The following is a 23,969-nucleotide window of genomic DNA, read 5'->3' on the forward strand; positions in this document are numbered from 1 at the left end:
CCACCTGCGAAAGCGGGTGGTTTTTTTTATTTGAGTAACTTTGCCACATGTTGTTAAAATACTCATTTGTTATACCTGTATTTAACCGCCCTCAAGAGGTTAGAGAGCTATTGAATAGTTTAGTTGGACTTGATTACTCAGGTGATTTTGAAATTGTAATAGTAGAAGATGGATCTACAATAACATCGGAAGAGGTGGTTGATGAGTTTTCAGATAAACTCCATATTTCATACTACTTTAAAGAAAACTCTGGCCCTGGAGAATCTCGAAATTACGGTATGCAAAGAGCCAAAGGAAATTATTTTATAATACTAGATTCCGATTGTTTATTACCGACGCATTACCTTACCGCCGTTGATGAATTCTTAAAAAATTCATTTTACCATTGCTTCGGGGGTGCCGATGCAGCGCACCAAAGTTTTACACCACTGCAAAAAGCTATTAATTACACCATGACATCCTTTTTTACAACGGGAGGAATAAGAGGTAGTGAAGTAAGTGTAAACTCTTTTGAACCTAGGAGTTTTAATATGGGAATTTCAAAGGAGGTTTTTGAGAAAACAGGAGGGTACGGTAAAATTCATCCAGGTGAAGATCCTGATTTATCACAACGAATTTTAAAAGCTGGCTACAAAACTGTTTTTCTTCCTAATGCATATGTGTATCACAAAAGAAGGATTTCTTGGAAAAAATTTCATATTCAGGTTAAGAAATTCGGTATGGTAAGACCAATACTGAGCAAGTGGCATCCTTCATCGGCAAAAATCACCTTTTGGTTTCCAACTTTATTTGTGTTATTTACTATAGCGTCAATCTTGGGGTCGCTGTTTTTATCTCCTTATCTTGGTGTACCACTAGTAGGTTATCTTGTATTAATATTGGTTGACTCATCTATTAAAAATAAAAGTGTTTATATTGGTGTTTTATCTGTAGTAGCAGTCTTTATTCAGTTTTTTGGGTATGGTTTAGCGTTTTTAAAATCGAGTTTTTTTATTGGACTTCTCGATAAAAATCCACAAGAGCAATTTCCATCTTTATTTTTTAAGTAACTTTATAAATTAATAATCACTAAATATGTTCAAGGGAATTTTTAGAAACCTTAATAAAAAAAAAGTTAAGCGTTTTTTACTTTTTTTAACCTTAGCAACCATATTTTGGGTTTTTACAAAGTTCAGCAGAGAGTTTACGGCTTCACTAAATACCAAAATTGAATATTCAAATATTCCAGAGACTACAGCTTTATCAGAAAATACAGTTCGAGATATTGATTTTGATCTTACAGCAAATGGATTCGAAATATTGTATTATAAAGTTAAGAAGCCTTCAATAGAAATAAATATCGAAGATTACTTAGAAAACAATAAGTTTAAATTCGAAATACCTAACAAGAACCTCATAGGGTTAATAGGATTAAAATTTGGAAGTAGTAGAGCTATCAAAAACCTCTCCATTGAAGACTTAAAAGTCCAACTAGACCCAATTGTACTTAAAAGCGTTCCAATTAAAGCTTTAAAGTCTATTTCGTATAAAAACGGATTTAAAGCCGTTGATTCATTAAGATTTACGCCCGATTCGGTGTTAATATCTGGACCTAAAAAGCTTATAAGTGAAATAAAATACGTTGAGACAGAGCATATTGAAATTAAAAATGTAGATAGAAATATTTCAAGAAAAGTAGCTATAAGTAAACCATCAAAGGATGTTATTGCTATTAAGCCTCAAGAGGTTACTGCAAATCTCAAAGTAGCAGAATTTTCACAAGGAGAATTTACATTACCGGTAGAAATTGTAAATCTACCGCCTAATATTGAAATTAAATTAGTACCCTCTACAATCACACTAAAATTTGACGTTTCTGTAGATGAGTTTGCCGATCTCACTAAAGATAATTTTAGGGTTGTTTGCGACTATTCAAAAATGAATAAAGAGGGAAAATTTATGATTCCATTTTTAGAATCTAAACCTGAAAATATTTACAATATAGTTTTCGAACCTAAAAAAATTGATCTTTTAATCGTAAAATAAAACAATAGCACAAATGAAAGTAGTTGGACTTACTGGAGGTATTGGCAGTGGAAAAACAACTGTTATAAAAATGTTTGCTGCTTTAGGTGTTCCTGTATATATCGCTGATATTGAAGCGAAAAAACTAACGAATTCTTCCCCCGTTATCCGTGAAAAGCTAATAAAATTACTCGGGAAGGAAGCTTATCAAAACGATAAGCTAAATCGAAAATTCGTTGCGGAAAAGATTTTCAATGATAAAAACTTGTTAGAAGGAGTAAATGCTATTATTCATCCTGAAGTTGGCTTACACTTCGAAAAATGGCAAGAACAACAAACAAGTGATTACGTGATTAAAGAGGCTGCTATTCTTTTTGAAAATGGAAGTTATAAAAATTGTGATGTAGTAATATTAGTCACAGCCCCAGAAGAAGTAAGAATTGCTCGCGTTATGAAACGCGATGGTGTTACAAAAAGCCAAGTAAAAGAGCGAATTAAAAATCAATGGCCTGATTCTAAAAAGAAAGAATTAGCTGATATTATTATCGAAAACATTGATTTAGAAGACACTCAGAATCTAGTAAACCAAATTCATCTCTCCCTTAGTTAAACCCACGTTAAATCTCGCCTTGTCTTTTGTTAACATTTGGTTAAATGAACAAAGAGCTAAATGTTAAAATCTTATTTTTGGGGCTATGAACAAAAAGCTATTTGTTTTACTCATAGCTCTTATGAGCCTTTCATTATTAGGGATAGTTTTTGTACAGGGCTATTGGATTTCCAATGCATATAGTACTAAGGCTGATCAATTTACAATTACTGCAAAGCAAGTGCTTTTGACGGTAGCTAAGGAAATTAAACTAAAAGAAACTGAAGCTTATTACAAGCTTTATATGCCTTATGTAGATAGTATTCAAGTGCCAAATAATGTGAGTTTTACTGAGTTGGCTTATAAGATCCAGAATAAAGCAACCAATGAAACATACATTTTTACCGATGGTATATTAGAGCAAGATTTTAAGCTTTCATCAGGACTATTGAATTTAGATTCTGATACTATTCAGTTTAGAAAGCTAACAAATCGAAAAACTCAAACAAAATTATCATCTGGAATAGATGGAAATACAGTTTCGGAAACACGTGTCGAATCTTTTTCTAGATTAAAGGATTATGAACAAAAGCAATTCGAGAATTTTGTAAGTACGATTAATACACTTACTCCAATTTATAAAAGAATAAGTGTTTCTGAAATAAAGGATTTATTAAATAAGGAATTAAAAGAACGAGGATTAAATACCAAATTCGAATTTGCTGTTTATAGTAATGAATTAGAAACCAAAGTAAGAACTAAAAACTTCAAGTATAATGAAGAAAGCACTTACATGGTTCCGCTCTTTGAAAATAGCAATCAAGCCAGCTACGAGTTATATGTAAACTTTTCAGGTAAAGAAAAGCTTGTTTGGAATAGTATTTTAGGAATGGCAATCCTTTCCTTGGTCTTTACCGCAGTTATTATTCTTGCTTATTCTAGTGCGATTTCTCAAATTTATAAACAAAGACAAATCTCTCAGATTAAGACAGATTTTATAAATAACATGACTCACGAGTTTAAAACTCCAATTGCGACAATTAACCTTGCTTTAGACTCACTAAAGAACCCGAAAGTAAAGGATAATAAAGAGTTTTTAGAGCGTTACTTGGGAATGATAAGAGAAGAGAATAAACGGATGCACGCGCAAGTTGAAAATGTTCTTCGAATTTCAAAACTAGAAAAGAATGAGTTGGACCTGCCAAAAGAACGTGTTAATCTACAAGAAGTAGTAGAGGATGCAATTAGCCACGTAAGCTTAATTGTTGAAGATAGAGGAGGTTATATAAAAACACATTATGGAGCACTTAAATCTGCGGTGTTAGCTAACGAATCGCATTTAACAAATGTTATTGTAAACCTATTAGACAACGCAGTAAAATACTCTGACGACGAACCTAAAATTGATATTTACTCGGAAAACGTAAAAAACAGTGTGATTCTCAAAATCCGTGATCAAGGTACTGGGATGTCGAAAGCAGTACAAAAAAGAATCTTTGAAAAATTTTACAGAGAACATACTGGCGATATACATAACGTAAAAGGACATGGCCTAGGTCTAGCTTACGTAAAACGAATTTTGGATGATCACGATGCCGAAATTTATGTTGAAAGTGAAAAAGGAAAAGGCAGCACATTTATAATAAAATTACACTTAATATCTTAGAATTATGGAAACAGAAAACAAAAAGATCCTTCTAGTGGAAGATGATCCAAATTTTGGAACAGTATTAAAGGACTATTTGGCAATGAATGATTATAACGTTACTCACGCCAAAAACGGGATGGAAGGTTTCGAAAAATTTAAAAAAGACGATTTTGATCTCTGCATACTTGACGTAATGATGCCTTATAAAGACGGATTTACATTAGCGAAAGAAATTCGTGAAAAAAACGAAGATGTGCCAATCATTTTCTTAACAGCGAAAGCTATGAAGGAGGATGTGCTTAAGGGATATAAAGTGGGGGCAGACGACTACCTAAATAAGCCATTTGATAGTGAAGTGCTTTTAATGAAAATAAAAGCGATTATTCAAAGAAAAGCTACAGATAGTATTGCAGACAGTAAGCAGTTTGAATTTGAGATTGGTAATTTCCACCTTAATTCAAAGTTGCGTTTCCTAACTTATAAAGAGGAGTCTCCAATTAAATTATCTCCAAAGGAAAATGAATTATTAAGGCTTTTGGCTTTACATAAAAACGATTTAATGCCTCGTGAATTGGCACTTACTAAAATCTGGAGAGATGATAATTATTTCACATCAAGAAGTATGGATGTATATATTGCAAAACTGCGTAAGTACATCGGGAAAGATGAAGATGTTGAAATTATTAACATCCACGGTGAAGGTTTCCGTTTAGTTGTAAAAAGCGAAGTGGATAACTAGTATTTTAGAGTAAGATATGTGTAAAAAAACGCCTTTATTAGGCGTTTTTTTCATTTATAAAATTGATGATTTCAATAGCGTCTGTTTTATAATCAAACCAATGAATATCTTTGTTTTTTTTAAACCATGTGTTTTGTCTCTTTGCAAATCGGCGTGTGTTTTTCTTTATTTCTGAAATAGCTTCTTCTTTAGAAATATTGTTATCGAAATATTCAAAAAGCTCTCGATACCCTACCGTTTGAAGCGCATTTCTTTCCTTGTGTTTAAACAAGTTTTGAGCCTCTTCTATAAGATCTTCAGAAATCATATTATCAACACGTAAGTTTATACGATCGTAAACTATTTCTCTTTCGGCTTCTAAGCCAATAAATATCGTATCGAAATTTCTTTTAATAGAATCTTTCTTTAAAAAAGTAGAATATGGTTTTCCCGTAGCTTTATAAATTTCTAAAGCGCGTATTAATCTATGCGGATTGTTAATATCTACTTTTTTATAATAGGAAGGATCTACTTCTTTAAGTTCGCTTTGAAGATGTTGTATGCCTTTTACATCGAGTTCAGAATTTAGTTTTACCCTTACTTCTGATGGTACTTCAGGAAAATGATCCAAACCATTTACTACGGCATCTACATATAGTCCAGAGCCACCAACCAGTATGGCAATATTCTTACGGTTGAAATACTCGTCTAAAAAAGCAATTGCTTCTCTTTCAAAATCACCTACGGAATAATCTTCAAAAATGCTTTTATTTTGAATAAAATGATGCGTAGCAGCTGCCAATTCTTCTTGCGAGGGAACTGCCGTTCCAATGTTCATTTCTTTAAAAAACTGTCGAGAATCTGCCGAAATTATTTCAGCAGAAAAAGCTTGAGCAAGCTTTATTGCCATTGTTGTTTTTCCGATAGCAGTTGGACCAACTACACAAATAAGCAATGGATTATTATGTGTTTTCAATTTGATTTGGATCTTCATTTAGATTGTGTCCACATTTATGGCAAAATTCTGCGTCGTCTCTATGCTTTTGTTCGAGGCAATTTCTACAAGATAATGTATTTACGTGAACGTAATCATCCGGAATTTTTCTTACATATTGAGCGCTTACAATTCCTGTAGGAACAGCTATTACACCGTAACCAAGTATCATTATTAAAGTTGCTAAAAATCTTCCAGCGGGTGTTATTGGAGCTATATCACCAAAGCCTACAGTAGTTAAGGTTACAATACACCAATAAATACTTACGGGTATATTTTCAAAACCACTCGCTTCTCCTTCAATTAAATACATTAAAGTTCCAGCAATAGTTGCCACGATAAGAACTGCAAAAATGAAAATAAATATTTTAGGCCTACTCTCTATTAAAGCCTTTTTAAGTTTATTTCCTTCTCCTATATAACGGGTGATTTTTAAAATTCTAAAAACACGTAATAGTCGTAAAGCTCTAACAGTTAATAAATAATTACTTCCTACTAGAATGAATGAAAGGTATAGAGGAATTGTAGATAAAAAATCTATTATCCCATAAAAGCTAAATATATAGTGCTTAGGTTTTTTTACTGAAATTATTCTAGCTATGTATTCTATTGTAAAAAAGATAGTAATTGTCCACTCAATTATATAAAATAATTCGTGATACTTTAAATCTATTGATTTAACACTCTCTAGCATTACAATCAATACACTTAGAAGTATGAGAATGAGTAGTACTATATCGAATAGCTTACCCATTGGCGTGTCTGCCTCATAGATAATTTCGTGTAGCCTGTAACGCCAAGATTTTTTATTGGATGGTTTCATATAAATATCTGAACTATAAAAATAAGCAATGATTACTTATTAATCGAGTTGGTTGAAAGATTCACTGTTTTAAGTACTTTTTTACTTCTTAAATAACTCTGAATTATATGTTGTGCATCTCGGTTGTTTTGCATCGGATTAATAATAGTCTTTAGTATTTCTGGGTTATTAATTTGATGGTTTAAGTTGTAAAATCCATAACCTTTGTACTTTCCACCTTCAATTAAAACAACAGCACGCTCTTCTACATCTCGCCCGCGATCGATTATCAACATATTTTGGTTTTCAAAGCTTTTCTTTTCTAGAAATGCTTTAACTCGTGCATTGTATTCTTCCGCAGGCTCTTTACTAATACAAGCTCCATAACACTCCTTAATTGTGTAGTTGAAGCATTGATTTTTAGAATCGTAAAGACCATTGAGTTTTTGACAAAGGTTATACTCTTCAGTAATTTTAAAAAGTTCCGATTTTGCCTGTTGAAAATTGCTAAATGTAATTATAGCTTTTTTACGGCCATCTGCTTTTTCAATACTTAAATTTATATAACCGTTTTCATCTACAAATGAAGTGAGCTGATGTGTATAGGAAGATCTGCGAAGGGCACGATTAAACATAGGTTTAATTTGCTTAATTTCTTCAGATTCTTTTAAAAGTGCTATTAGTTCACTTCCTGTTTTTTCAAAGCTAACCGATTTAACTTGCTGTTGAATTCTTTTCGACTTTCGATTTTCGCTAGTAAAATGTTGGCTAAGTCTTTTCTTGATATTTTTACTCTTTCCTATATAAATAACATCCCCCGCTTCATTTAGCATATAGTAAACACCGACTTCTGAAGGGATGTTTTCTACAAGATTGAGTAATTTGGAATCTAGTTTTTTCTTTGGGTCTTTTCGAACTGTTTCGCTAATAATTTGCTTTGAAGTGTCCTTAGCTAACAACATTTTGAAAAGTGAAACTGTTGCTTTTGCATCCCCTTGAGCGCGATGGCGGTCGGTAAGTGGAATTCCTAATGCACGTACTAATTTCCCTAAACTATAGGAAGGCATATCTGGAATTAGCTTTTTTGCCAATTCAACAGTACAAAGCGTTTGTTTTTCGAAAGGATAACCTAAACGATCAAATTCAGTGGTTAATATTCTATTGTCGAAAAGTGCGTTGTGCGCAACTAAAATACAATCGTCTGTTATTTCTATGATACGTTTGGCTACTTCATAAAATTTCGGTGCTTGGCGTAACATCTCATTGTTAATTCCTGTTAGGTTAACCACAAATGGCTGAATGGGTCTTTCAGGATTAATTAAGCTTGAAAACTGATCGACTATTTCATGACCGTCAAACCTATAGATAGCAATCTCTGTAATGCCCTCTTCATTGTATTTTCCTCCCGTCGTTTCTATATCTAAAATTGCGTACATCTACCTTAGTTACTATTCAATAATTTAATTTTGTACTAATAGTTTCTTTCGCCAAATATAGCACTGCCTATACGCACCATATTGCTGCCATTCTCGGTTGCAATTTTGTAGTCACCACTCATTCCCATACTCAAGATTTTTAATTCTGAATTTTCAATTTTGAATTGGTCAAAGACTTTTTTTAGTCTTTGAAACTCTTGTGAAATTTGCTTTTCATCGTCTGTAAATGTTGCCATTCCCATCAAACCAACAATCTTCACATTTTTAAAATTTTGTAATTCTTCAGAGTTTAGTAGCGCAGTTGCATCGGCTATATCCATTCCAAATTTACTGTCTTCTTCGGCAATTTTTATTTGAAGCAAACAATCAATGACTCTTTCATTTCTTTTGGCTTGTTTGTTTATTTCTTTTAAAAGCCTTAGGCTGTCAACTGCGTGAATTAAGCTTACAAATGGAGCTATATACTTCACTTTGTTGCGTTGCAGATGTCCAATCATATGCCATTGGATGTCTTTTGGCATTTCTTGCCATTTAGACTCCATTTCTTGAACTTTATTTTCACCAAAAACTTTATGACCTGCATTGTAGGCTTGCATCAAATCTGATACAGGTTTGGTTTTGGAAACCGCAATTAAGGTCACTTCATTAGGTAACTTACTTTTTAAATTCTTTAAATTTTCTGAAATCATTTTTCTCTTTCTTCTTAAACTTTCCCTCTTTATTTCAATTGTAATTAGAATTCATAAACCGTAACTCCGCTTCTAAGTTTAGGTTCAATATAAGTGCTTTTTGGGGGCATTTTTAAGCCTTCATCTGCTATTTTTCGCATTTCTTCCGTGGTAACAGGTAACACGCCAAAACCTACAGCAAATTCCCCTGAATCTACAACCGTTTTAACGTAAGCTAAATCTTTTTTACCGTGTGAATATTCAATGCGTTTGTCTTTTCGTAAATCTTCAATGCCTAAAATAGGATTTAAAATTGTAACATATAAAATATGAGTATCTAAAGCATCAAGAGCATTTGTGATTTTATATTTGCTTTTACGAAGATGAAGTGAATAAAACTCCCCATCTAAATACATGCTAAAATGATTCACCTGAGATGGTTTATAGTATTCCATCCCTCGATTTTCGATTCTAAAATATTCATCGAGCTTTATTAAAAACTCTTGTTTTGTCAATCCATTTAAGTCTTTAACCAACCTATTGAATTCATATATTTTTAAATCGCTTTCAGGAATGAGGTAACTCATAAAAAAATTATATGGTTCCTCTCCAGTGTGATGCGGGTTTTCTTCTTTTAAATCTTTCGCTAAAAGATAAGAAGATGCCGAACGGTGATGTCCGTCTGCTATATACAACGATGGAATTTTTTCAAAGATGTCTTGAATTTTTTTCAAAAGCTCCTCATCATCTACATTCCACAGGTAATGCGTGTCTCGGTATGTTGTTGTAAACTCATACTCGGGTCTGTTTTGCATCACCAACTTTTTAATGTCTGTTAACTCCTGATTGTTTGGATAGGTAAGGAGTACAGCTTCAGCATTAAATCCTACAGTTTTTAAATATTCTTTAAAAGCTACTTCTCGGTATTCAAGAGTGTCTTCGTGCTTTTTAATTATATTGTTTTCATAATCTTGAACACTGGTTGCACCCACAAATCCATTGAAAACTAAGCCATCACGATTCACAATTTTATAAATGTAAAAGGAAGGCTTTTCGTCCTGCATAAAAATACCATCTTCTTTAAATTCTAAATAGCGATTTTTCACCAAGCCATAACGCTCTTCTCCAGAAATCTCCTTGTGATATCTAAAGCCTGGGTTTACAATATGTAAAAACGAAAATGGATTATCTCGTAATCGCGACTCTACCTGCAAAGCTGTATAGCTTTCATACGAGCGTGCGGCGAGTAAACTCACTTTGTCCCGTGTTGGGCGAACAGCTTTGAAGGGAATAATTTTGGCCATTTATTAAAATTCAATGAATGATTGTAATTAGCAGATCGCTTTAATGCTATTTTGAAAACATGGCAGCAACAACTTCTGCTTTTCTATTTTCGCTATAGTCGTAAAATCCTTCTCCGCTTTTAGCTCCTAGCTTTCCAGCCATAACCATATTCACCAATAATGGACAAGGTGCGTATTTAGGGTTTTTAAATCCGTCGTACATCACGTTTAAGATTGAAAGGCAAACATCAAGACCAATAAAATCGGCCAAAGCTAAAGGCCCCATTGGGTGTGCCATTCCTAGCATCATAACTGTGTCTATTTCCTTAACGCCTGCAACACCATTATAAAGCGTTTCGATGGCTTCATTAATCATTGGCATTAAAATACGGTTTGCCACAAAGCCTGGATAATCGTTAACTTCAACAGGAACTTTGTTTAACTTTTTAGAAAGGTCTTCAATAACCTTGTAGGTTTCTTGGCTAGTGCTGTATCCTTTAATAATTTCAACCAACTTCATAATCGGCACTGGATTCATAAAGTGCATACCAATTACTTTTTCAGGTCTTTTAGTTACTGCAGCAATCTGAGTGATTGAGATTGAAGATGTGTTACTTGCTAGTATGGTATTCTCGTCGCAAAAATTCTCTAAATCGCGGAAAATCTTAAGTTTTAAATCTACATTTTCTGTAGCAGCCTCTACAACCAAGTCTGTTGCTTTTACACCTTTTTCTAAATCAGTAAAAGTTGTAATGTTGTTAAGCGTACGTGATTTGTCCTCTTCTGAAATTTTATCTTTTGCAACCATTCTATCCAAGTTTTTGGTGATAGTTGCTATTCCCCTATCAAGAGATTCTTGTGAAATATCAATTAGGTTTACTTTGTAATCGAATTGTGCGAAGGTGTGAGCGATACCATTACCCATTGTTCCTGCACCTATTACTGCTATATTTTTCATTTTAAAATCTTGAATTTATAATTCGTGTATCAATTTATGTTATCTATACTTTTTTGAAATTCTCTATAATCAACATTGCTACTCGCAATGCTTCAGTACCTTGTTTTAAAGAAACTTCAGGTGTTCTATCTGCTTTAATAGCATCGTAAAAACTTTCAAGTTCATCTAAAATAGCATTGTTTTCTTCAACCTGAGGGTTTTCAAAATAAATCTGCTTTTTTACGCCTTCTGCATTAGTCAATATCATTGCGTAATCATCAGGTTTTGTAGCTGCTTCTTTCATTTTCACCACTTCACATTTCTTTTCTAAGAAATCTACAGAAATATATGCATCACGCTGAAAGAATCGCGCTTTACGCATTTTTTTGAGTGAAATTCTACTGGCTGTTAAATTTGCTACACAACCGTTTTCAAACTCAATTCTTGCATTTGCAATATCTGGTGTTTCGCTAATTACCGAAACTCCACTCGCACTTACCGTTTTAACAGGGCTTTTTACTACACTTAAAATAGCGTCTATGTCGTGAATCATTAAGTCTAAAACTACAGAAACGTCGGTTCCGCGAGGGTTAAATTCTGACAGTCTGTGCGATTCAATAAACATCGGGTTGTGGATGTTGTCTTTTATAGCTTGAAAGGCAGGGTTAAAACGTTCAACTTGTCCAACCTGGCCGCGAACTTTCATCTCTTTAGCTAAATCACGAATTTCTTCTGCTTGCGCAACAGTTTCTGTGATGGGTTTTTCAATAAAAAGATGTTTTTTAGCTTTAAGAACTTTTTTAGCACATTCAAAATGTGTGCTTGTAGGTGTTACTACCACAACCATTTCACTAGCATCTATAAGGCTTTCCATAGTTGGAAAACTTTTATAGCCGAACTCAGATTCTATTTTTTCGGAAGCTTGTTTATCTGCATCGTAAAAACCAACAAGTTCGTATTTTGATGATTGTTGCAGTAGTTTTAAGTGTATTTTTCCTAAGTGTCCAGCACCTAGAACTCCAGCTTTTAACATTGACGTGTGTTTTTCACAAATGTAAGGGTTTTCAAGGGAAAGTTTAAAAGTTGAAGGGGTTAAAAGTTGAGTAGTTTAAGTGTTTTAAAATTTTGAACTTTATGAGCCGAGTCTATGATTTTATATGTTGATAAGTTTAATTGTAAGTTCAAGCAATGAAAATCATTAAGTTGGCCTGTTTTAGTAGTTGTGAAGGGAATTTGGTTTTTGAATATTGAAATTTATTTTGGAATTTGGTCCTCGCAAATTAAGGCTTATAAAGCTTATTTGGTTACTTTGTAACATAATTGTCTATCCCGAATTCTTCGGAAATAAAATCTAATAATGTGAAAGATACCTTTACTCATCAAGGAATGCGCAAGAGGCTTGTTGAAACTCTTAAAAAGAAAGGAATTGTAAATAACAATGTTCTGCAGGCTATAAGTACGATTCCAAGGCATCTCTTTATGGATTCTAGTTTTGTAGATCACGCTTATACCGATAAAGCTTTTCCTATTGCGGCAGATCAAACTATTTCTCAACCCTATACTGTAGCTAGACAAACAGAACTTTTAGAAGTTGAAAGGGGGGATAAAGTTCTTGAAATTGGAACTGGAAGCGGATATCAATCTGCCGTTCTTTTAGAATTAGGGGTGACTCTTTTTACCATTGAAAGGCAAAACGAACTCTTTAAAAAGACTAAATTATTTCTTCCGAAATTAGGTTATAAACCAAAGCGAATGATTTTTGGTGATGGGTATATTGGGTTAGAAGAGGAAGCTCCTTATGACGGAATTATAGTTACCGCAGGTGCACCTTTTGTACCAAATCCTTTATTGGCTCAGTTGAAAATTGGAGGGAAATTAGTGATTCCTGTAGGTGAAAATGTTCAGATAATGACGGTGTTTACTCGTAAATCTGAGACCGAATTTGTGAAAGAAGAGCACGGAGAATTCCGATTTGTACCTCTCCTAGAGGATAAAAACTAACGGTTTAAGTAAAACACTTCATTATTTTGGTTATCAGTGTCTTTTATAGCGCAACTTGGAATAAATCCAAAGCGTTTTAAGAGGTTTTTTGAAGGAGTATTCCTGTAATCTGTGTAAGCCACAATAGTTTCAAAACCTCTTTCAGTGAAGCCATAATTTAAAACTGCTTTTAGGGCCTCACTCATAAAACCTTTGCCTTGAAATTTAGGATCTAGGTCGTAACCAACCTCTGCAGTTTTTTTATCTTCTGAAAAATTCCAAAGACAAATCGAGCCAATTAATTCTGTTGAATCTTGTAAAGTTATCCCCCAAGTTATGGACTGATTTTTCTTTAATTGGCTGCTAATATTTGTAATATGTGCCACCGCCGTTTCAAAAGTTTGCGGCTCCCGTCTTTTAATGAATTTTGTGATTTCTTCATCTGAACGGAAATAATGAATTCGATCTACATCCGAAAGATTTATCTCACGTAGATGCAAACGTTCAGTTTTAAGAATAGGGAAGGGGGTGGCCATAAGTGCTTTTCTATATTATGAAATTTGTTTTTGAAATGAATTTACATTCAAAGCGAGGGTATGTAATCATTGCTTTTTTAAAAACTCAATCAACTCCTCAAAAGATTCACTTGCGGCTTCTTGATTGTATTTTAATAAATAGTGTTTTTTACTGATAAATGGAATGATTCTGTAATACTTGCCTTTCGTTAAACTTTCAACATCATATCCGTGATAGGCTTCATCATAAACTTGAATGTTTACATTCTCTGCAATCATGTGCTCAAGGATATCGTCAACTTTTACAATTTTATCTCTTCCTCCCGTCATAATTAGAACTGGAACCTTTGGTTTTAACTTCATCTCATAGCCATTTGCGGGATAGAACATTGCAAATGACTTAATATGAAATTTCTCTAGTTGCGCTTTGTCATTTGCCAAAGGTATTAAGCCTAAGCCAGCACGTGACCAACCTACAATGCTTCCTTTGGAGTTTGGATAGATTCTTTCACTCTCTCTAGCCCATTTTAAAGCTTGTTCTAGCGTCCAAAGTATTTGAGAGGGCTCTTCTTCGTCAACATTTCTTTTGGATGCCTTATAAGCTGCAACGTTATCGACCAATAAAACAGAAATTCCTTCTGCATTAAGTTTTTTAGCTACGTTAAAATAGTGCGTAGTGTCTTTAAAAATCCTCAAACCTCCAGTTCCAGGTAGGAAAACAGCCCATTTGGAAGCATCGTAATTATCAGCTTTTTGAAAATGAAAAAAATCGGTCATTTTCGCACCTTTGGGTACTTTCTGCATTGGGATACAGCTTGTAAAAAGCGAAAATATGAGCAGGAGTTTAAATGTAATTTTCATCTTTTATTTTTAAAGAAATGATTTTCGCTATTGTCAATTTCATCACAATGAAATATATAACAAAAAAGATAATACGCTAATAATGATTTAGATAGATTGAATGCTTATAGTCTTAAAAGGTCTATAAACTTCAAACCAAATATGAAAGCGCCTTGACTACCACCGTTGTAATAGGAGCGAACATAATCTACGCGGAGGAGTCTAAATTTTCCAAAACCAAGATTGTCGATACCGATTGAAACTTCGGAATAAGGCTTTCTTTCTTCAGTACTTAAAAAATGTGCTCCTGCCACTAAGTTGAGGTTTAACTGATTTATTCCTGGAATTTTACCTAAAATCCATCCGCGGAAGTCGTGTTCTAAATGCCCTTCAAAATAACTTTTATTGGTGCTGAATTCGTAATAGGGCATTAGGTTGAAAACATTAGTATAATTTGGCGAAGTGCCCACTCTTGTTTGATTTCCGTTGAAATGTTTGTAATCTATAAATGAAATTCCTTCACCGTTTGCAATGGTTCCTCCTTTTAAATTGTAATAAAATTGACCTTTATTTCCTAAAGAAATTGATTGATTTAAACTCGCTTCTAAGTGGGTATAATCGTAGTAGCTTTCAGTAATAGCGGTTCCATTTTCTACTGAAATATTAAGTTCAGGAAATTTATTATCACCAATATTAAATTTCATATCTGGATTTGAAAAATACTTTTGAGCGAAATTAATTCGAGCTCGTAACTTACTCTTTACAATGTTGTGTTCTGAAATTGCAGCATTGGTGAATTCGTTTGGAAATAGGGGATTATTACTTGTGTAACTTACATCCTTATTCGAAATTGTAACATAGTCGGTATTGTTAAAGAGCGGTTGACGGTTTTCATAGGCAACAGATGCATATAAGTGCAGTCCGTTAAAAACTTCCTGACTATAGGCCAGACGTCCGTAATTAAGCTCGTAAAGCTTCATATAATTTCTTTCAAAGAAAAGCGTGGCGATTGTGTTTATTAGTGGAGATATGGGCTCCTCATCGTTAAACTGAGCAACCTTGCTTCCTCCTGAGAGTGAAAAACGCAGCTTGTTCTTCCAATTGAAGTTTCTAAGAATGCCAGCTGTAAATCGAAATCGGTCTTCGGCAATTCCATAATCTGCTCTAACGGCTGCCGATAGCGTGTTTGTTTGGTTATCATCGTACCATTTAAAGAAAGTTAATCCAGCTTTACTGTTCCATCCTTGTACAGTGTTGAAGTTTACCCCTCTTATTGGCCCTTCGTATCCCACCGACCACTTGTTGTATGAGTTTTTGTAAGTATAGCCGGTTAATAGGCTCATTACTCCAGGTTTATTTGATTTAGCATCTATAGAATCTAAATATTTCTTCGAGCTTCTCAATACTTGAAGGCTGTCTTTCTTAATGTAATCTTTAAGTTCTTCATTGGTTAGTGGCACTGGACGAATTCCTTTCCAAAATAGACTGTCTTTTTTATTAGCTTCTGGTTTAAAGGAAAGTACTTCGTTGGTAAATGACTTTTTAGTGAATTCAGGTTTAAAATCGTAATTACTATAAACAGCAATAAAACGGCCATCTCCTTTCATTCCTAAAAGGCCAAACCCAAAATCGATAGTTTGAGAAAGCTTAACCCAAAAATCATTATCGGTGTCGTATTTATAATTCTGCTTAATCAATAAATCACTTACAAAAGGTATCTGAATTGCACTTCCTGTAGTAGAAAGTTCTACGCCGTAAAGTTGCCAATCCTCTTCAACTATATAAAGATATCCATGCCATACTCGGTCTTTAGGGCGTTTAGGTGTAACTTTAATTTTATTGATAAGCTTTGTGCCTTCATAAAAAACTCCATCGAGTTTATAGTTGTAATAGCTTAAGGCATTATTTGCAATTGGCGAAACAAGAGCAGCATTTAGTTCTACCGTATTTTCGTAAAATGAAATGTTTGCACTTTGGGCACTGTTGAAGCTAAATCCGTTATCATTACCGCTTACTTTACTTGCAATAATTTTTTCAGTGAATTTGTCAGGTTTTTGATAGGCTATTTCCGAAATAGTTTCCGATAGGTAAACTATTCCTGTACGTGTACTGTCTAGCGCCCCATCAAAATCACCAACTTCTTGTCCGAAAATTTTCTCTGGAACATCTTTCACGTGCCACAGTCCTCTCGAATAGAAGTCGGCAGTGTACTCGCTTAGTTTTTCTAAGTTTTCTTTACGCTGTTCAATTGTCTTGCGAATAATGCGATAGGCGGGGTCTTCTGAAGTATCTACAACTACTTCATCTAAACTTGTTGTTTCTTCTTCAAGTGAAATGTTTAAGATATAAGGAAAAGATGCAGCCGTGATATTTTTGGTTAACGTTTTATAACCTAAAAACTGAAATGAAACTTTGTATTCTTTCTTATCAGATACGTTTAAAGAGTAGTTACCGTCGTCATTTGTTGTAGTTCCTATATAGCTATTTTGAAGATAAATATTGACATAGGGTAGTGGTTCACCATTAGTGTCGGTTACTTTTCCTACTATCTGAGCAGAAATAGTTGTTGAAATTAATACGAAAACTAGAAGAAGTAATTTTATTTTCATCAGTATTTTGGAAGATTAGTTATTGCAAAATACTAATAAAAAAGTTTACATCTTGCTAAAGTATTGTTATTGGAAATGTAATCAAAACTTCTTTTAGTTAGAAGAATACGAAGATGCTAAAACTGTGAAAACAACTAATTATTAAAGGATTTCTTAATTCTGCTAAGTTGTTTTTTGGTATCTCTTTCTTTTATGGTTTCCCTTTTGTCGTATAGTTTTTTACCTCGAGCAAGAGCGATATCTATTTTAGCTAACCCTTTGTTATTAGTGAAAAGCACTAATGGTATAATGGTTAATCCAGAGTTTTTAACTTCTTTTTCAAGTTTCTTTAATTCACTTCGATTGAGAAGAAGTTTACGTTCACTTTTAGGGCTGTGGTTGTAATGAGTAGCGTGGCTATACTCTTGAATAGTCATGTTTATGACAAAGAGTTCACCTTTACTATTGAATTCACAAAAGCTTTCAGCAATCGAGGCCTTACCTTCTCGGATGGCTTTTATTTCGGTTCCGCGTAAAACAATGCCTGCAGTGAAAGTATCGAGAATCTCATACTCAAACCTAGCTTTACGATTTTTAATTTTTACGTTTTTCTGAATTGCCATAGATGCAAAAATAGAATGAATAAAGAAGAATTTCTAAATTTTATTATAAAATCCGAAAAGAAGATGTTATTCCACTTTTAAAGTCTCTACGTTTCGGTTGTTTCCATCGATAGATACCTTAAAAAGTGTTGCATTATCGCTATCATCCATGTCTTTAAATTTTTGTTCTCCTATAAGTTTGTTTACCAGCATAGGGGTAGTATTGCTGTGGCCCGAAATGATAACGGTTTTACCATTGGTTTCTTTTAGAAAGTCTTCAGAGTATAATGTGTTTGGATTGTAAGTTTTAGGAGAAATTGCTTTTTGCTGAGCAATAAAGGAAACTGTCTGCTTGGTTCTAATGTATTTAGTTACGTAAATCTCGTTTATTTTGATTGTCTCGAAATATTTCGCCCAATTTTTTGCACGCATCATTCCATCTATGTTAAGACTAGGATCTTCATTTTGAGGATCTGTTCTATCCTTTTCGGCATGACGAATTAAATAATATGTTGCTTTATATAGTGGGGTTTCGACTTCATTGGTTTCTTCTGAAGACTGTCCCTCGATGTTTTTTTCTTTTTGTTGACCGCAAAATGTAAAAAGCGGCATAAAAATCAATAATAATAGAAATTGCTTCATAGTGTTGTGTTTTAAATAACATCATTTAAGACTTGTTAGCAAAGTTATAACTTAATTCAAAGAACCTTTAGGGTTTCATTAATATAAAATCTAAGAGAAGACATGTAATTTTATAGTATCAAAAAAAATAATTAATTAAACTAAAATCAAAAAGCTATGAACGAAGATCAGTTTAAAGGTAAATGGAATCAAGTGAAAGGTAAGTTTAAGCAAGAATTTGCAGATGTTACCGATGACGATTTAATGTACGCTGAAGGAAAGTCTGATGAATTACTTGGTCGCCTTCAAGAGAAAACGGGTAAAACCAGAGAACAATTAAAGGATATGATAGATAAGTGGTAGTTATTTCTAAACTATAGTTACTGCTTTATTTGAAGCCAGGCCCATCAAAATTCAATATTAGAATTTTGATGGGCTTTTTGTTGTGTCTAATTTTTCTACAAATACAGAGCAGCTTCTAGCAGTTTATTTTTTATTCACTAAATAAAAAGTAGGTGTTCACTAAATAAGCTTACTAAAGAATAAATTAGTTAATAGTTTTATAGAGATTTTGATATTAAAACTTCACTAACCATTTAAATTAATAATAAAATGAAAATATTTTCACTTGCACTTTTGTTTCTATTTATTTCGCTACAATCTTACTGTCAAGAACCTATATATTTTCAAAATGGCAATGGTATTTTGAAAGGAAACCTTAATCAAGGTAAGCCTATGGAGGATTTATCTTGGGCGTGGAAAAGTAATAATGCATGTTTCCCAGAAACGCAAAAAAATAAATTTACTGGAAATCATGTGTTATATTATACCGATTTACCGGCTTATTCCGAAATGGAAGTAACGGTGGTTCCTAAAAATCGTAGAGCTAATTTTAGCATTTACGCATATCAAGTTGGAACAGTTTCGGAGAAAAATATAGTACCTAATTTATACAGTTGCGTGAGTTGTGAAGCTGAACATAAATGGGATTTTAAAAAAAGAGGAAGAACTCAGAATCATACGCGTACAGTAAAAAATTTAACGGCTATTGCAAATCCTTTCCAAGTGGTAATTGGTGTGACAGGAGCAAATGGATTGGCTGAGGGCGAGTATGAACTTCATGTAAAACTTAAAACTAGATAAAAAAATCCCCCAAACCTTCGCTTGGGGGATTTTCATAGAATAGTAATACTAAATTATTCTACTATATTCTCTTGGTTTCTAAACACAAGATTATCATTAAAACTATCTAGCAGTATAATACTTTCTGTAGTTATTTTTCCTCCGAGAATTTCCTTAGATAGCTCGTTTAGAACTTCTCGCTGTACAACTCTCTTCACTGGTCTTGCTCCAAATTGAGGGTCGTAACCTTTCTCAGCTAAATAATCGATAGCTTCAGGTGTAGCGTCTAAAACAATATTTTGTTTCAGCAACATTTTAGACACACCTTTCAATTGAAGTTCCACAATTTTGCGGATGTCTGTTCTTGAGAGTGGTGTAAACATTATAATGTCGTCAATTCGGTTCAAGAATTCTGGACGAACTGTTTGTTTTAGCAATGCTAATACTTCAGTTTTAGCACCTTCCATTGCAGTATCCGGATCTTTTACCGCTTCAAAACGCTCTTGAATTATCTGACTACCCATATTACTAGTCATAATAATTATGGTGTTTTTGAAATCTGCTAATCGTCCTTTGTTGTCTGTCAACCTACCTTCATCCAAAACCTGTAATAAAATATTAAATGTATCAGGGTGTGCTTTTTCAATTTCGTCTAGCAACACCACGCTATAAGGTTTACGACGTACAGCTTCGGTTAATTGTCCACCTTCGTCATATCCCACATATCCTGGAGGTGCACCAACTAAGCGGCTCACACTGTGTCTTTCCTGATACTCACTCATATCAATTCGCGTCATGGCACTTTCATCATCGAATAGATATTCAGCTAAGGCCTTAGCTAGCTCGGTTTTACCTACACCAGTTGTTCCTAAAAATAAGAAACTACCAATTGGTTTTTTTTCGTCCTGCAATCCTGCGCGGCTTCTTCTAATGGCGTCACTTACTGCAACTATTGCTTCGTGTTGACCAACTACTCGTTTGTGAAGCTCATCTTCTAAAACTAATAGTTTTTCACGTTCACTTTGAAGCATTTTGGTAACTGGAACTCCAGTCCATTTTGCAACAACTTCAGCAATATCTTCTCGAGTAACTTCTTCTTTAATTAAAGATGTGCTTTCGTCATTTTCCGCCAATTGCGTTTCAAGTTTGGTAAGCTTTTCCTGGGCTTCTTTAATTTTTCCGTAACGAAGCTCTGCTACTTTTCCAAAATCGCCATCTCGTTCAGCGCGTTCAGCTTCCAGCTTATACTCTTCAATTTCCTTTTTCAGATTCTGAACATTATCTACTACTTCTTTCTCACTTTGCCACTTTGCATTAAGTTCATTTCGTTCTTCTTTTAAATTGGCTAATTCTGAATGTAGAGACTTCAACTTAACTTCGTCGTTTTCACGTTTTATCGCTTCAATTTCAATCTCAAGTTGCATTATCTTTCTGTCTAAAACATCTAGTTCTTCAGGCTTAGAGTTGATTTCCATTCTAAGTTTACTAGCTGCTTCATCCATTAAGTCAATGGCTTTATCTGGAAGGAAACGGTTTGTAATATATCTTTCTGAAAGTTCAACGGCAGCAATAATGGCTTCGTCTTTAATGCGTACCTTATGGTGGGTTTCGTACTTTTCTTTAATTCCTCGTAATATTGAAATTGCACTTTCAGTATCAGGTTCATCTACAACAACTCTTTGGAATCGACGCTCTAAGGCTTTGTCTTTTTCAAAATACTTTTGGTATTCATCAAGCGTTGTTGCTCCTATTGCACGTAATTCACCACGGGCTAATGCTGGTTTTAAGATGTTCGCGGCATCCATTGCACCTTGTCCACCTCCAGCACCTACTAGAGTATGTATCTCGTCGATAAAAAGAACAATGTCTCCTTCGCTTGAAGTTACTTCCTTAATAACAGCTTTTAATCGCTCTTCGAATTCCCCTTTGTATTTGGCTCCGGCGATTAACGCACCCATATCTAATGAATAAATTTCTTTAGTCTTTAAATTTTCAGGTACATCCCCGTCCACTATTCTGTGAGCAAGACCCTCAGCAATTGCAGTTTTACCAGTTCCTGGTTCTCCAACAAGCATTGGGTTGTTTTTAGTTCTTCTAGAAAGAATTTGTAGAATTCTTCTTATTTCTTCATCACGACCAATTACTGGATCCATCTTGCCATCACGAGCTAGTTGATTCAGGTTTTTAGCGTATTTGTTTAATGAATTATAGGTTTCTTCAGCACTTTGTGAAGTTACTTTTTCGCCACCTCGTAATTCCTGAATAGCAGCTTTCATCCCTTTTTCGGTTACTCCTTGGTCTTTTAGACTTAGGGCAATAGCACTTTTAGAATTTAAAATTGCCAATAGAAGATGTTCAATAGAAACAAATTCATCGCCCATTTTTTTAGCAATATTGCTCGCTTCAAGTACAGCTTTATTGGCTTCACGTGAAAGCATAATATCACCACCAGAAACTTTAGGGAAACTTTCTAGTTGCTTTTCTAAAATCTGTTTAAGGGTAACAAGGTTTACATTTAATTTTTTTAAAATAAATGGTGTGGCATTTTCATCCACCTCAAATATAGCTTTGAGTATGTGTTCGTTTTCAATTTGCTGATGGCCAAATCCCTGCGCTATTTGCTGCGCTTTTTGGATGGCCTCCTGACTTTTTATGGTAAAATTGTTAAAGTTCATATATAATATTCTTTTTTTGCTTTTTGTTTATTTCTTTCGGCTTCGTTTATAGAGCGAAAGTTATTGTGCTTAGTCGAATTACAAATACAAAGCCATTATAAAATTAAGACAAAATGTCTGTAATAATCAGTCATTTAACAGACATTATGACCGTTGTTTTTAGCTTTTATCATTTCATTTAGATATTTATGACAATAGAACTTGTAGCTTTGTATAAAAGAAATTATTATGGGACTATTTGATATGTTTAAATCACCAAGAGATGCTGCTAAAGAGGAAATAGTAGAAACTCCTTGGCCCGTTTTAGGTAAAATAGAGCAATTAGACGATTTAGTAGCACAGTCTAAAACAAAACCAGTTGCAATTTTTAAACACTCCACTCGATGTGGTGTGAGTCGTGGCGTCCTAAAGATGTTCGAAAAAAATTATAGCTTAAATGACGATCAGCTAAAATTGTATTTTCTAGATTTGTTGCAAAATCGCGATATTTCAAATGAAATAGCAACACGTTTTAAAGTAAACCACGAAAGCCCACAGCTTATTGTAATTAAAGATGGGGTAGTGGTGCACCACGATTCACATAACGGCATTGATGCTGCTGACCTCACAAAATTTATTTAACTATAGTTTAGTACTTTTAATTACTTTATTTAAAATGGGTTGTTTATTAGAATTTCCCTGAAATTCTCCTTTATAACTGTACCAGCATCAAAAACCATTTGTTCGTTGCTTGGGAAAATTATAAAATGATTGGTTAGAAGTTGCATATCTTCATTAGATAATGCACGTTTGTCTCCACGGTATTTTAAAAACACATTTTCAAAAATAAATTCTGCTGAAAGAGGGAAGTTTTTTATCCTCCTTCTATTGTTTAAGTCTTTATAGACTACTTCACCTCCAACAAACACACTTTTCTGTTGCGTGGTAATAGTTACTAAGGCCGAAACATCTTTAAACTTATCGATTTTTATTGGGTTGCCAAGGCTGTCTTTTATAATATTTCCACCTCTGTCATATCTGTAGTCGTAACCATCCTTTACACGTTCTTTTCTAGTGAATTGTTTTTCTGAAATACGTTCAGGAGAAATTTGAATTGTTTGAAAATTCAGATCTATACCTAAATCGTAGTTAATACCTTGCTCAGGTTTTCCGTGATATTCTTTCCAAAATTCATTTAAGTCGTAGGTGTTAAAATCTAATAAATCTTGTTCCAATCTAAATGGGATAAATTGTCCTGTGTGATTTTTTAATTCAACTAAAACGAAATCGGTTCCATAAAAATGAGCATCTTCCTTTAGTTTTTTTACGTCCCGATAATTTGGTTGCACTTCGTCTATTTCACATAAAACATTGAATGCACTACGGAAATCTTTTTTCAAATTACTATTTAAATATAATTGAGCTTCTTGATATAGAGCATTTAGATAATTTTCTTTTGAATTGAGTATTTCATTTGAATAATCGGAAAAAACGAAGTTTGCTTTCCGTCCCATTTCAAGACTGTGTAGCGGTAGGAGGGGGCGAATTTTATTTTGGCGATCTTTTAAATCTAGGTATGAGTAGTAGACTTTTTTAGCACTCGAAGTTGATTTATCTTTTTTAAGAAACTCAATTTCACGCAAGTCCCTATCCGTAGCTTTTAAAAATGCAACTTCTAAAAGTTTGATGTGTGTGTCGAATTCTTTAGCAGTTTTATCTTTTTGAAGTTTTTTAACCGCAAGATTTATAGCTTCATCGTAATTCCCTTGAGAAACAAATCTCTCAGTTCGTTTTACGCTATTACAAGAAAAACTTAAAAGTGCTGTAAATAAAAGAATGTAATAAGCTTTCATAATAATTTGGATTAGTTGTGAAAGCTAAAATACAATAGTAGTACCAATTTTTAGATAAATACTTTATCGTATATAAATTGGGTAAATAAAAAACCACGAAAACACTAATATATTA

23 protein-coding genes are annotated in these 23,969 nt (G+C 33.7%); 9 read left to right on the forward strand and 14 right to left on the reverse strand.

Annotated features, from left to right (window positions below; all coding sequences use genetic code 11):
* The first annotated feature begins 47 nt into the window (after positions 1-47).
* The 5 genes from H4O20_RS05420 to H4O20_RS05440 all read left to right on the forward strand — a co-directional run bounded on the left by H4O20_RS05420 (position 48) and on the right by H4O20_RS05440 (position 4,980).
* Positions 48-1,049, forward strand: coding sequence for a glycosyltransferase family 2 protein (locus H4O20_RS05420; RefSeq protein ID WP_185098512.1), 1,002 nt, complete (start codon positions 48-50; stop codon positions 1,047-1,049).
* A gap of 25 nt (positions 1,050-1,074) precedes the next feature.
* Positions 1,075-2,025: a CdaR family protein gene (locus H4O20_RS05425; RefSeq protein ID WP_185098513.1), complete on the forward strand. Its 951-nt coding sequence runs from the start codon at positions 1,075-1,077 to the stop codon at positions 2,023-2,025.
* A 13-nt stretch (positions 2,026-2,038) separates the two neighbouring features.
* Positions 2,039-2,614, forward strand: coding sequence for a dephospho-CoA kinase (gene coaE, locus H4O20_RS05430; protein ID WP_185098514.1), 576 nt, complete (start codon positions 2,039-2,041; stop codon positions 2,612-2,614).
* A gap of 121 nt (positions 2,615-2,735) precedes the next feature.
* On the forward strand, positions 2,736-4,259 hold the full coding sequence (locus tag H4O20_RS05435; protein WP_260402636.1) for a sensor histidine kinase KdpD: 1,524 nt from the start codon (positions 2,736-2,738) through the stop codon (positions 4,257-4,259).
* A 4-nt stretch (positions 4,260-4,263) separates the two neighbouring features.
* Positions 4,264-4,980: a response regulator transcription factor gene (locus H4O20_RS05440; protein ID WP_139855135.1), complete on the forward strand. Its 717-nt coding sequence runs from the start codon at positions 4,264-4,266 to the stop codon at positions 4,978-4,980.
* A 37-nt stretch (positions 4,981-5,017) separates the two neighbouring features.
* Here the strand turns inward: H4O20_RS05440 and miaA are convergent, their stop codons facing one another.
* The 7 genes from miaA to H4O20_RS05475 are packed head-to-tail and all read right to left on the reverse strand — an operon-like array spanning position 5,018 to position 12,112.
* Complete coding sequence (miaA, locus tag H4O20_RS05445) at positions 5,018-5,953, reverse strand: tRNA (adenosine(37)-N6)-dimethylallyltransferase MiaA (RefSeq protein WP_185098516.1); 936 nt, start codon at positions 5,951-5,953, stop codon at positions 5,018-5,020.
* A complete protein-coding gene (locus H4O20_RS05450) occupies positions 5,922-6,776 on the reverse strand; it encodes an ion transporter (protein ID WP_185098517.1) in 855 nt (284 codons plus the stop codon). The genes miaA and H4O20_RS05450 overlap by 32 nt, the downstream gene beginning before the upstream one ends.
* Before the next feature lie 32 nt (positions 6,777-6,808).
* Positions 6,809-8,191, reverse strand: coding sequence for an exonuclease domain-containing protein (locus tag H4O20_RS05455; RefSeq protein ID WP_185098518.1), 1,383 nt, complete (start codon positions 8,189-8,191; stop codon positions 6,809-6,811).
* Positions 8,192-8,226: 35 nt separating this feature from the next.
* Complete coding sequence (locus tag H4O20_RS05460; RefSeq protein ID WP_185098519.1) at positions 8,227-8,880, reverse strand: YggS family pyridoxal phosphate-dependent enzyme; 654 nt, start codon at positions 8,878-8,880, stop codon at positions 8,227-8,229.
* 44 nt (positions 8,881-8,924) lie between these two features.
* Complete coding sequence (locus H4O20_RS05465) at positions 8,925-10,163, reverse strand: DUF1015 domain-containing protein (protein WP_139855140.1); 1,239 nt, start codon at positions 10,161-10,163, stop codon at positions 8,925-8,927.
* Positions 10,164-10,209: 46 nt separating this feature from the next.
* Positions 10,210-11,100 carry a 3-hydroxybutyryl-CoA dehydrogenase gene (locus H4O20_RS05470; RefSeq protein ID WP_139855141.1) on the reverse strand — a complete coding sequence of 297 codons (891 nt, stop codon included), beginning with the start codon at positions 11,098-11,100 and terminating at the stop codon, positions 10,210-10,212.
* A 43-nt stretch (positions 11,101-11,143) separates the two neighbouring features.
* Positions 11,144-12,112 carry a Gfo/Idh/MocA family protein gene (locus H4O20_RS05475; RefSeq protein WP_139855142.1) on the reverse strand — a complete coding sequence of 323 codons (969 nt, stop codon included), beginning with the start codon at positions 12,110-12,112 and terminating at the stop codon, positions 11,144-11,146.
* A gap of 326 nt (positions 12,113-12,438) precedes the next feature.
* Between H4O20_RS05475 and H4O20_RS05480 the strand changes: the two genes are divergently transcribed.
* The gene (locus H4O20_RS05480; RefSeq protein WP_185098520.1) at positions 12,439-13,080 is read left to right on the forward strand and encodes a protein-L-isoaspartate(D-aspartate) O-methyltransferase; all 642 of its coding nucleotides are present in this window, start codon (positions 12,439-12,441) and stop codon (positions 13,078-13,080) included.
* Here the strand turns inward: H4O20_RS05480 and H4O20_RS05485 are convergent.
* From H4O20_RS05485 to H4O20_RS05505, 5 genes are all read right to left on the reverse strand, one after another.
* Positions 13,077-13,595: a GNAT family N-acetyltransferase gene (locus H4O20_RS05485; RefSeq protein WP_139855144.1), complete on the reverse strand. Its 519-nt coding sequence runs from the start codon at positions 13,593-13,595 to the stop codon at positions 13,077-13,079. The two genes, H4O20_RS05480 and H4O20_RS05485, sit on opposite strands and share 4 nt — an antisense overlap.
* A 66-nt stretch (positions 13,596-13,661) precedes the next feature.
* Entirely contained in the window at positions 13,662-14,435 is a 774-nt protein-coding gene (locus tag H4O20_RS05490; protein WP_185098521.1) for a dienelactone hydrolase family protein, read from the reverse strand.
* Positions 14,436-14,539: 104 nt separating this feature from the next.
* On the reverse strand, positions 14,540-17,023 hold the full coding sequence (locus H4O20_RS05495; RefSeq protein ID WP_185098522.1) for a DUF5686 and carboxypeptidase regulatory-like domain-containing protein: 2,484 nt from the start codon (positions 17,021-17,023) through the stop codon (positions 14,540-14,542).
* 134 nt (positions 17,024-17,157) lie between these two features.
* Entirely contained in the window at positions 17,158-17,625 is a 468-nt protein-coding gene (smpB, locus tag H4O20_RS05500) for an SsrA-binding protein SmpB (RefSeq protein WP_139855147.1), read from the reverse strand.
* A gap of 66 nt (positions 17,626-17,691) precedes the next feature.
* Positions 17,692-18,246: a histidine phosphatase family protein gene (locus tag H4O20_RS05505; protein ID WP_185098523.1), complete on the reverse strand. Its 555-nt coding sequence runs from the start codon at positions 18,244-18,246 to the stop codon at positions 17,692-17,694.
* Positions 18,247-18,402: 156 nt separating this feature from the next.
* On the opposite strand from H4O20_RS05505, the gene H4O20_RS05510 reads away from it, so the two are divergent.
* The gene (locus tag H4O20_RS05510) at positions 18,403-18,588 is read left to right on the forward strand and encodes a CsbD family protein (RefSeq protein WP_185098524.1); all 186 of its coding nucleotides are present in this window, start codon (positions 18,403-18,405) and stop codon (positions 18,586-18,588) included.
* Positions 18,589-18,837: 249 nt separating this feature from the next.
* On the forward strand, positions 18,838-19,368 hold the full coding sequence (locus tag H4O20_RS05515; RefSeq protein ID WP_139855150.1) for a hypothetical protein: 531 nt from the start codon (positions 18,838-18,840) through the stop codon (positions 19,366-19,368).
* 53 nt (positions 19,369-19,421) lie between these two features.
* Here H4O20_RS05515 and clpB read toward each other — a convergent pair whose 3' ends face one another.
* The gene (gene clpB, locus H4O20_RS05520; protein WP_139855151.1) at positions 19,422-22,022 is read right to left on the reverse strand and encodes an ATP-dependent chaperone ClpB; all 2,601 of its coding nucleotides are present in this window, start codon (positions 22,020-22,022) and stop codon (positions 19,422-19,424) included.
* Between the two features lie 228 nt (positions 22,023-22,250).
* Between clpB and ytxJ the strand changes: the two genes are divergently transcribed.
* Positions 22,251-22,643 carry a bacillithiol system redox-active protein YtxJ gene (ytxJ, locus tag H4O20_RS05525; RefSeq protein WP_185098525.1) on the forward strand — a complete coding sequence of 131 codons (393 nt, stop codon included), beginning with the start codon at positions 22,251-22,253 and terminating at the stop codon, positions 22,641-22,643.
* A gap of 29 nt (positions 22,644-22,672) precedes the next feature.
* On the opposite strand, the gene H4O20_RS05530 is transcribed toward ytxJ, so the two are convergent.
* Entirely contained in the window at positions 22,673-23,854 is a 1,182-nt protein-coding gene (locus tag H4O20_RS05530) for a hypothetical protein (RefSeq protein WP_185098526.1), read from the reverse strand.
* Positions 23,855-23,969: the final 115 nt, after the last annotated feature.

The sequence above is a fragment of the Aequorivita sp. 609 genome (assembly GCF_014212065.1).
Classification (GTDB): Bacteria; Bacteroidota; Bacteroidia; order Flavobacteriales; family Flavobacteriaceae; genus Aequorivita; species Aequorivita sinensis.

Bases quoted from the DNA above. Each gene is read 5' to 3' on its own strand.
- smpB (WP_139855147.1), bottom strand. From the start codon at position 17,625: ATGGCAATTCAGAAAAACGTAAAAATTAAAAATCGTAAAGCTAGGTTT.
- clpB (WP_139855151.1), bottom strand. From the start codon at position 22,022: ATGAACTTTAACAATTTTACCATAAAAAGTCAGGAGGCCATCCAAAAA.
- H4O20_RS05455 (WP_185098518.1), bottom strand. From the start codon at position 8,191: ATGTACGCAATTTTAGATATAGAAACGACGGGAGGAAAATACAATGAA.
- ytxJ (WP_185098525.1), top strand. From the start codon at position 22,251: ATGGGACTATTTGATATGTTTAAATCACCAAGAGATGCTGCTAAAGAG.
- H4O20_RS05465 (WP_139855140.1), bottom strand. From the start codon at position 10,163: ATGGCCAAAATTATTCCCTTCAAAGCTGTTCGCCCAACACGGGACAAA.
- H4O20_RS05450 (WP_185098517.1), bottom strand. From the start codon at position 6,776: ATGAAACCATCCAATAAAAAATCTTGGCGTTACAGGCTACACGAAATT.
- H4O20_RS05490 (WP_185098521.1), bottom strand. From the start codon at position 14,435: ATGAAAATTACATTTAAACTCCTGCTCATATTTTCGCTTTTTACAAGC.
- H4O20_RS05515 (WP_139855150.1), top strand. From the start codon at position 18,838: ATGAAAATATTTTCACTTGCACTTTTGTTTCTATTTATTTCGCTACAA.
- H4O20_RS05505 (WP_185098523.1), bottom strand. From the start codon at position 18,246: ATGAAGCAATTTCTATTATTATTGATTTTTATGCCGCTTTTTACATTT.
- miaA (WP_185098516.1), bottom strand. From the start codon at position 5,953: ATGAAGATCCAAATCAAATTGAAAACACATAATAATCCATTGCTTATT.
- H4O20_RS05435 (WP_260402636.1), top strand. From the start codon at position 2,736: ATGAGCCTTTCATTATTAGGGATAGTTTTTGTACAGGGCTATTGGATT.
- H4O20_RS05530 (WP_185098526.1), bottom strand. From the start codon at position 23,854: ATGAAAGCTTATTACATTCTTTTATTTACAGCACTTTTAAGTTTTTCT.
- H4O20_RS05475 (WP_139855142.1), bottom strand. From the start codon at position 12,112: ATGTTAAAAGCTGGAGTTCTAGGTGCTGGACACTTAGGAAAAATACAC.
- coaE (WP_185098514.1), top strand. From the start codon at position 2,039: ATGAAAGTAGTTGGACTTACTGGAGGTATTGGCAGTGGAAAAACAACT.
- H4O20_RS05420 (WP_185098512.1), top strand. From the start codon at position 48: ATGTTGTTAAAATACTCATTTGTTATACCTGTATTTAACCGCCCTCAA.
- H4O20_RS05440 (WP_139855135.1), top strand. From the start codon at position 4,264: ATGGAAACAGAAAACAAAAAGATCCTTCTAGTGGAAGATGATCCAAAT.
- H4O20_RS05510 (WP_185098524.1), top strand. From the start codon at position 18,403: ATGAACGAAGATCAGTTTAAAGGTAAATGGAATCAAGTGAAAGGTAAG.
- H4O20_RS05485 (WP_139855144.1), bottom strand. From the start codon at position 13,595: ATGGCCACCCCCTTCCCTATTCTTAAAACTGAACGTTTGCATCTACGT.
- H4O20_RS05470 (WP_139855141.1), bottom strand. From the start codon at position 11,100: ATGAAAAATATAGCAGTAATAGGTGCAGGAACAATGGGTAATGGTATC.
- H4O20_RS05425 (WP_185098513.1), top strand. From the start codon at position 1,075: ATGTTCAAGGGAATTTTTAGAAACCTTAATAAAAAAAAAGTTAAGCGT.
- H4O20_RS05495 (WP_185098522.1), bottom strand. From the start codon at position 17,023: ATGAAAATAAAATTACTTCTTCTAGTTTTCGTATTAATTTCAACAACT.
- H4O20_RS05460 (WP_185098519.1), bottom strand. From the start codon at position 8,880: ATGATTTCAGAAAATTTAAAGAATTTAAAAAGTAAGTTACCTAATGAA.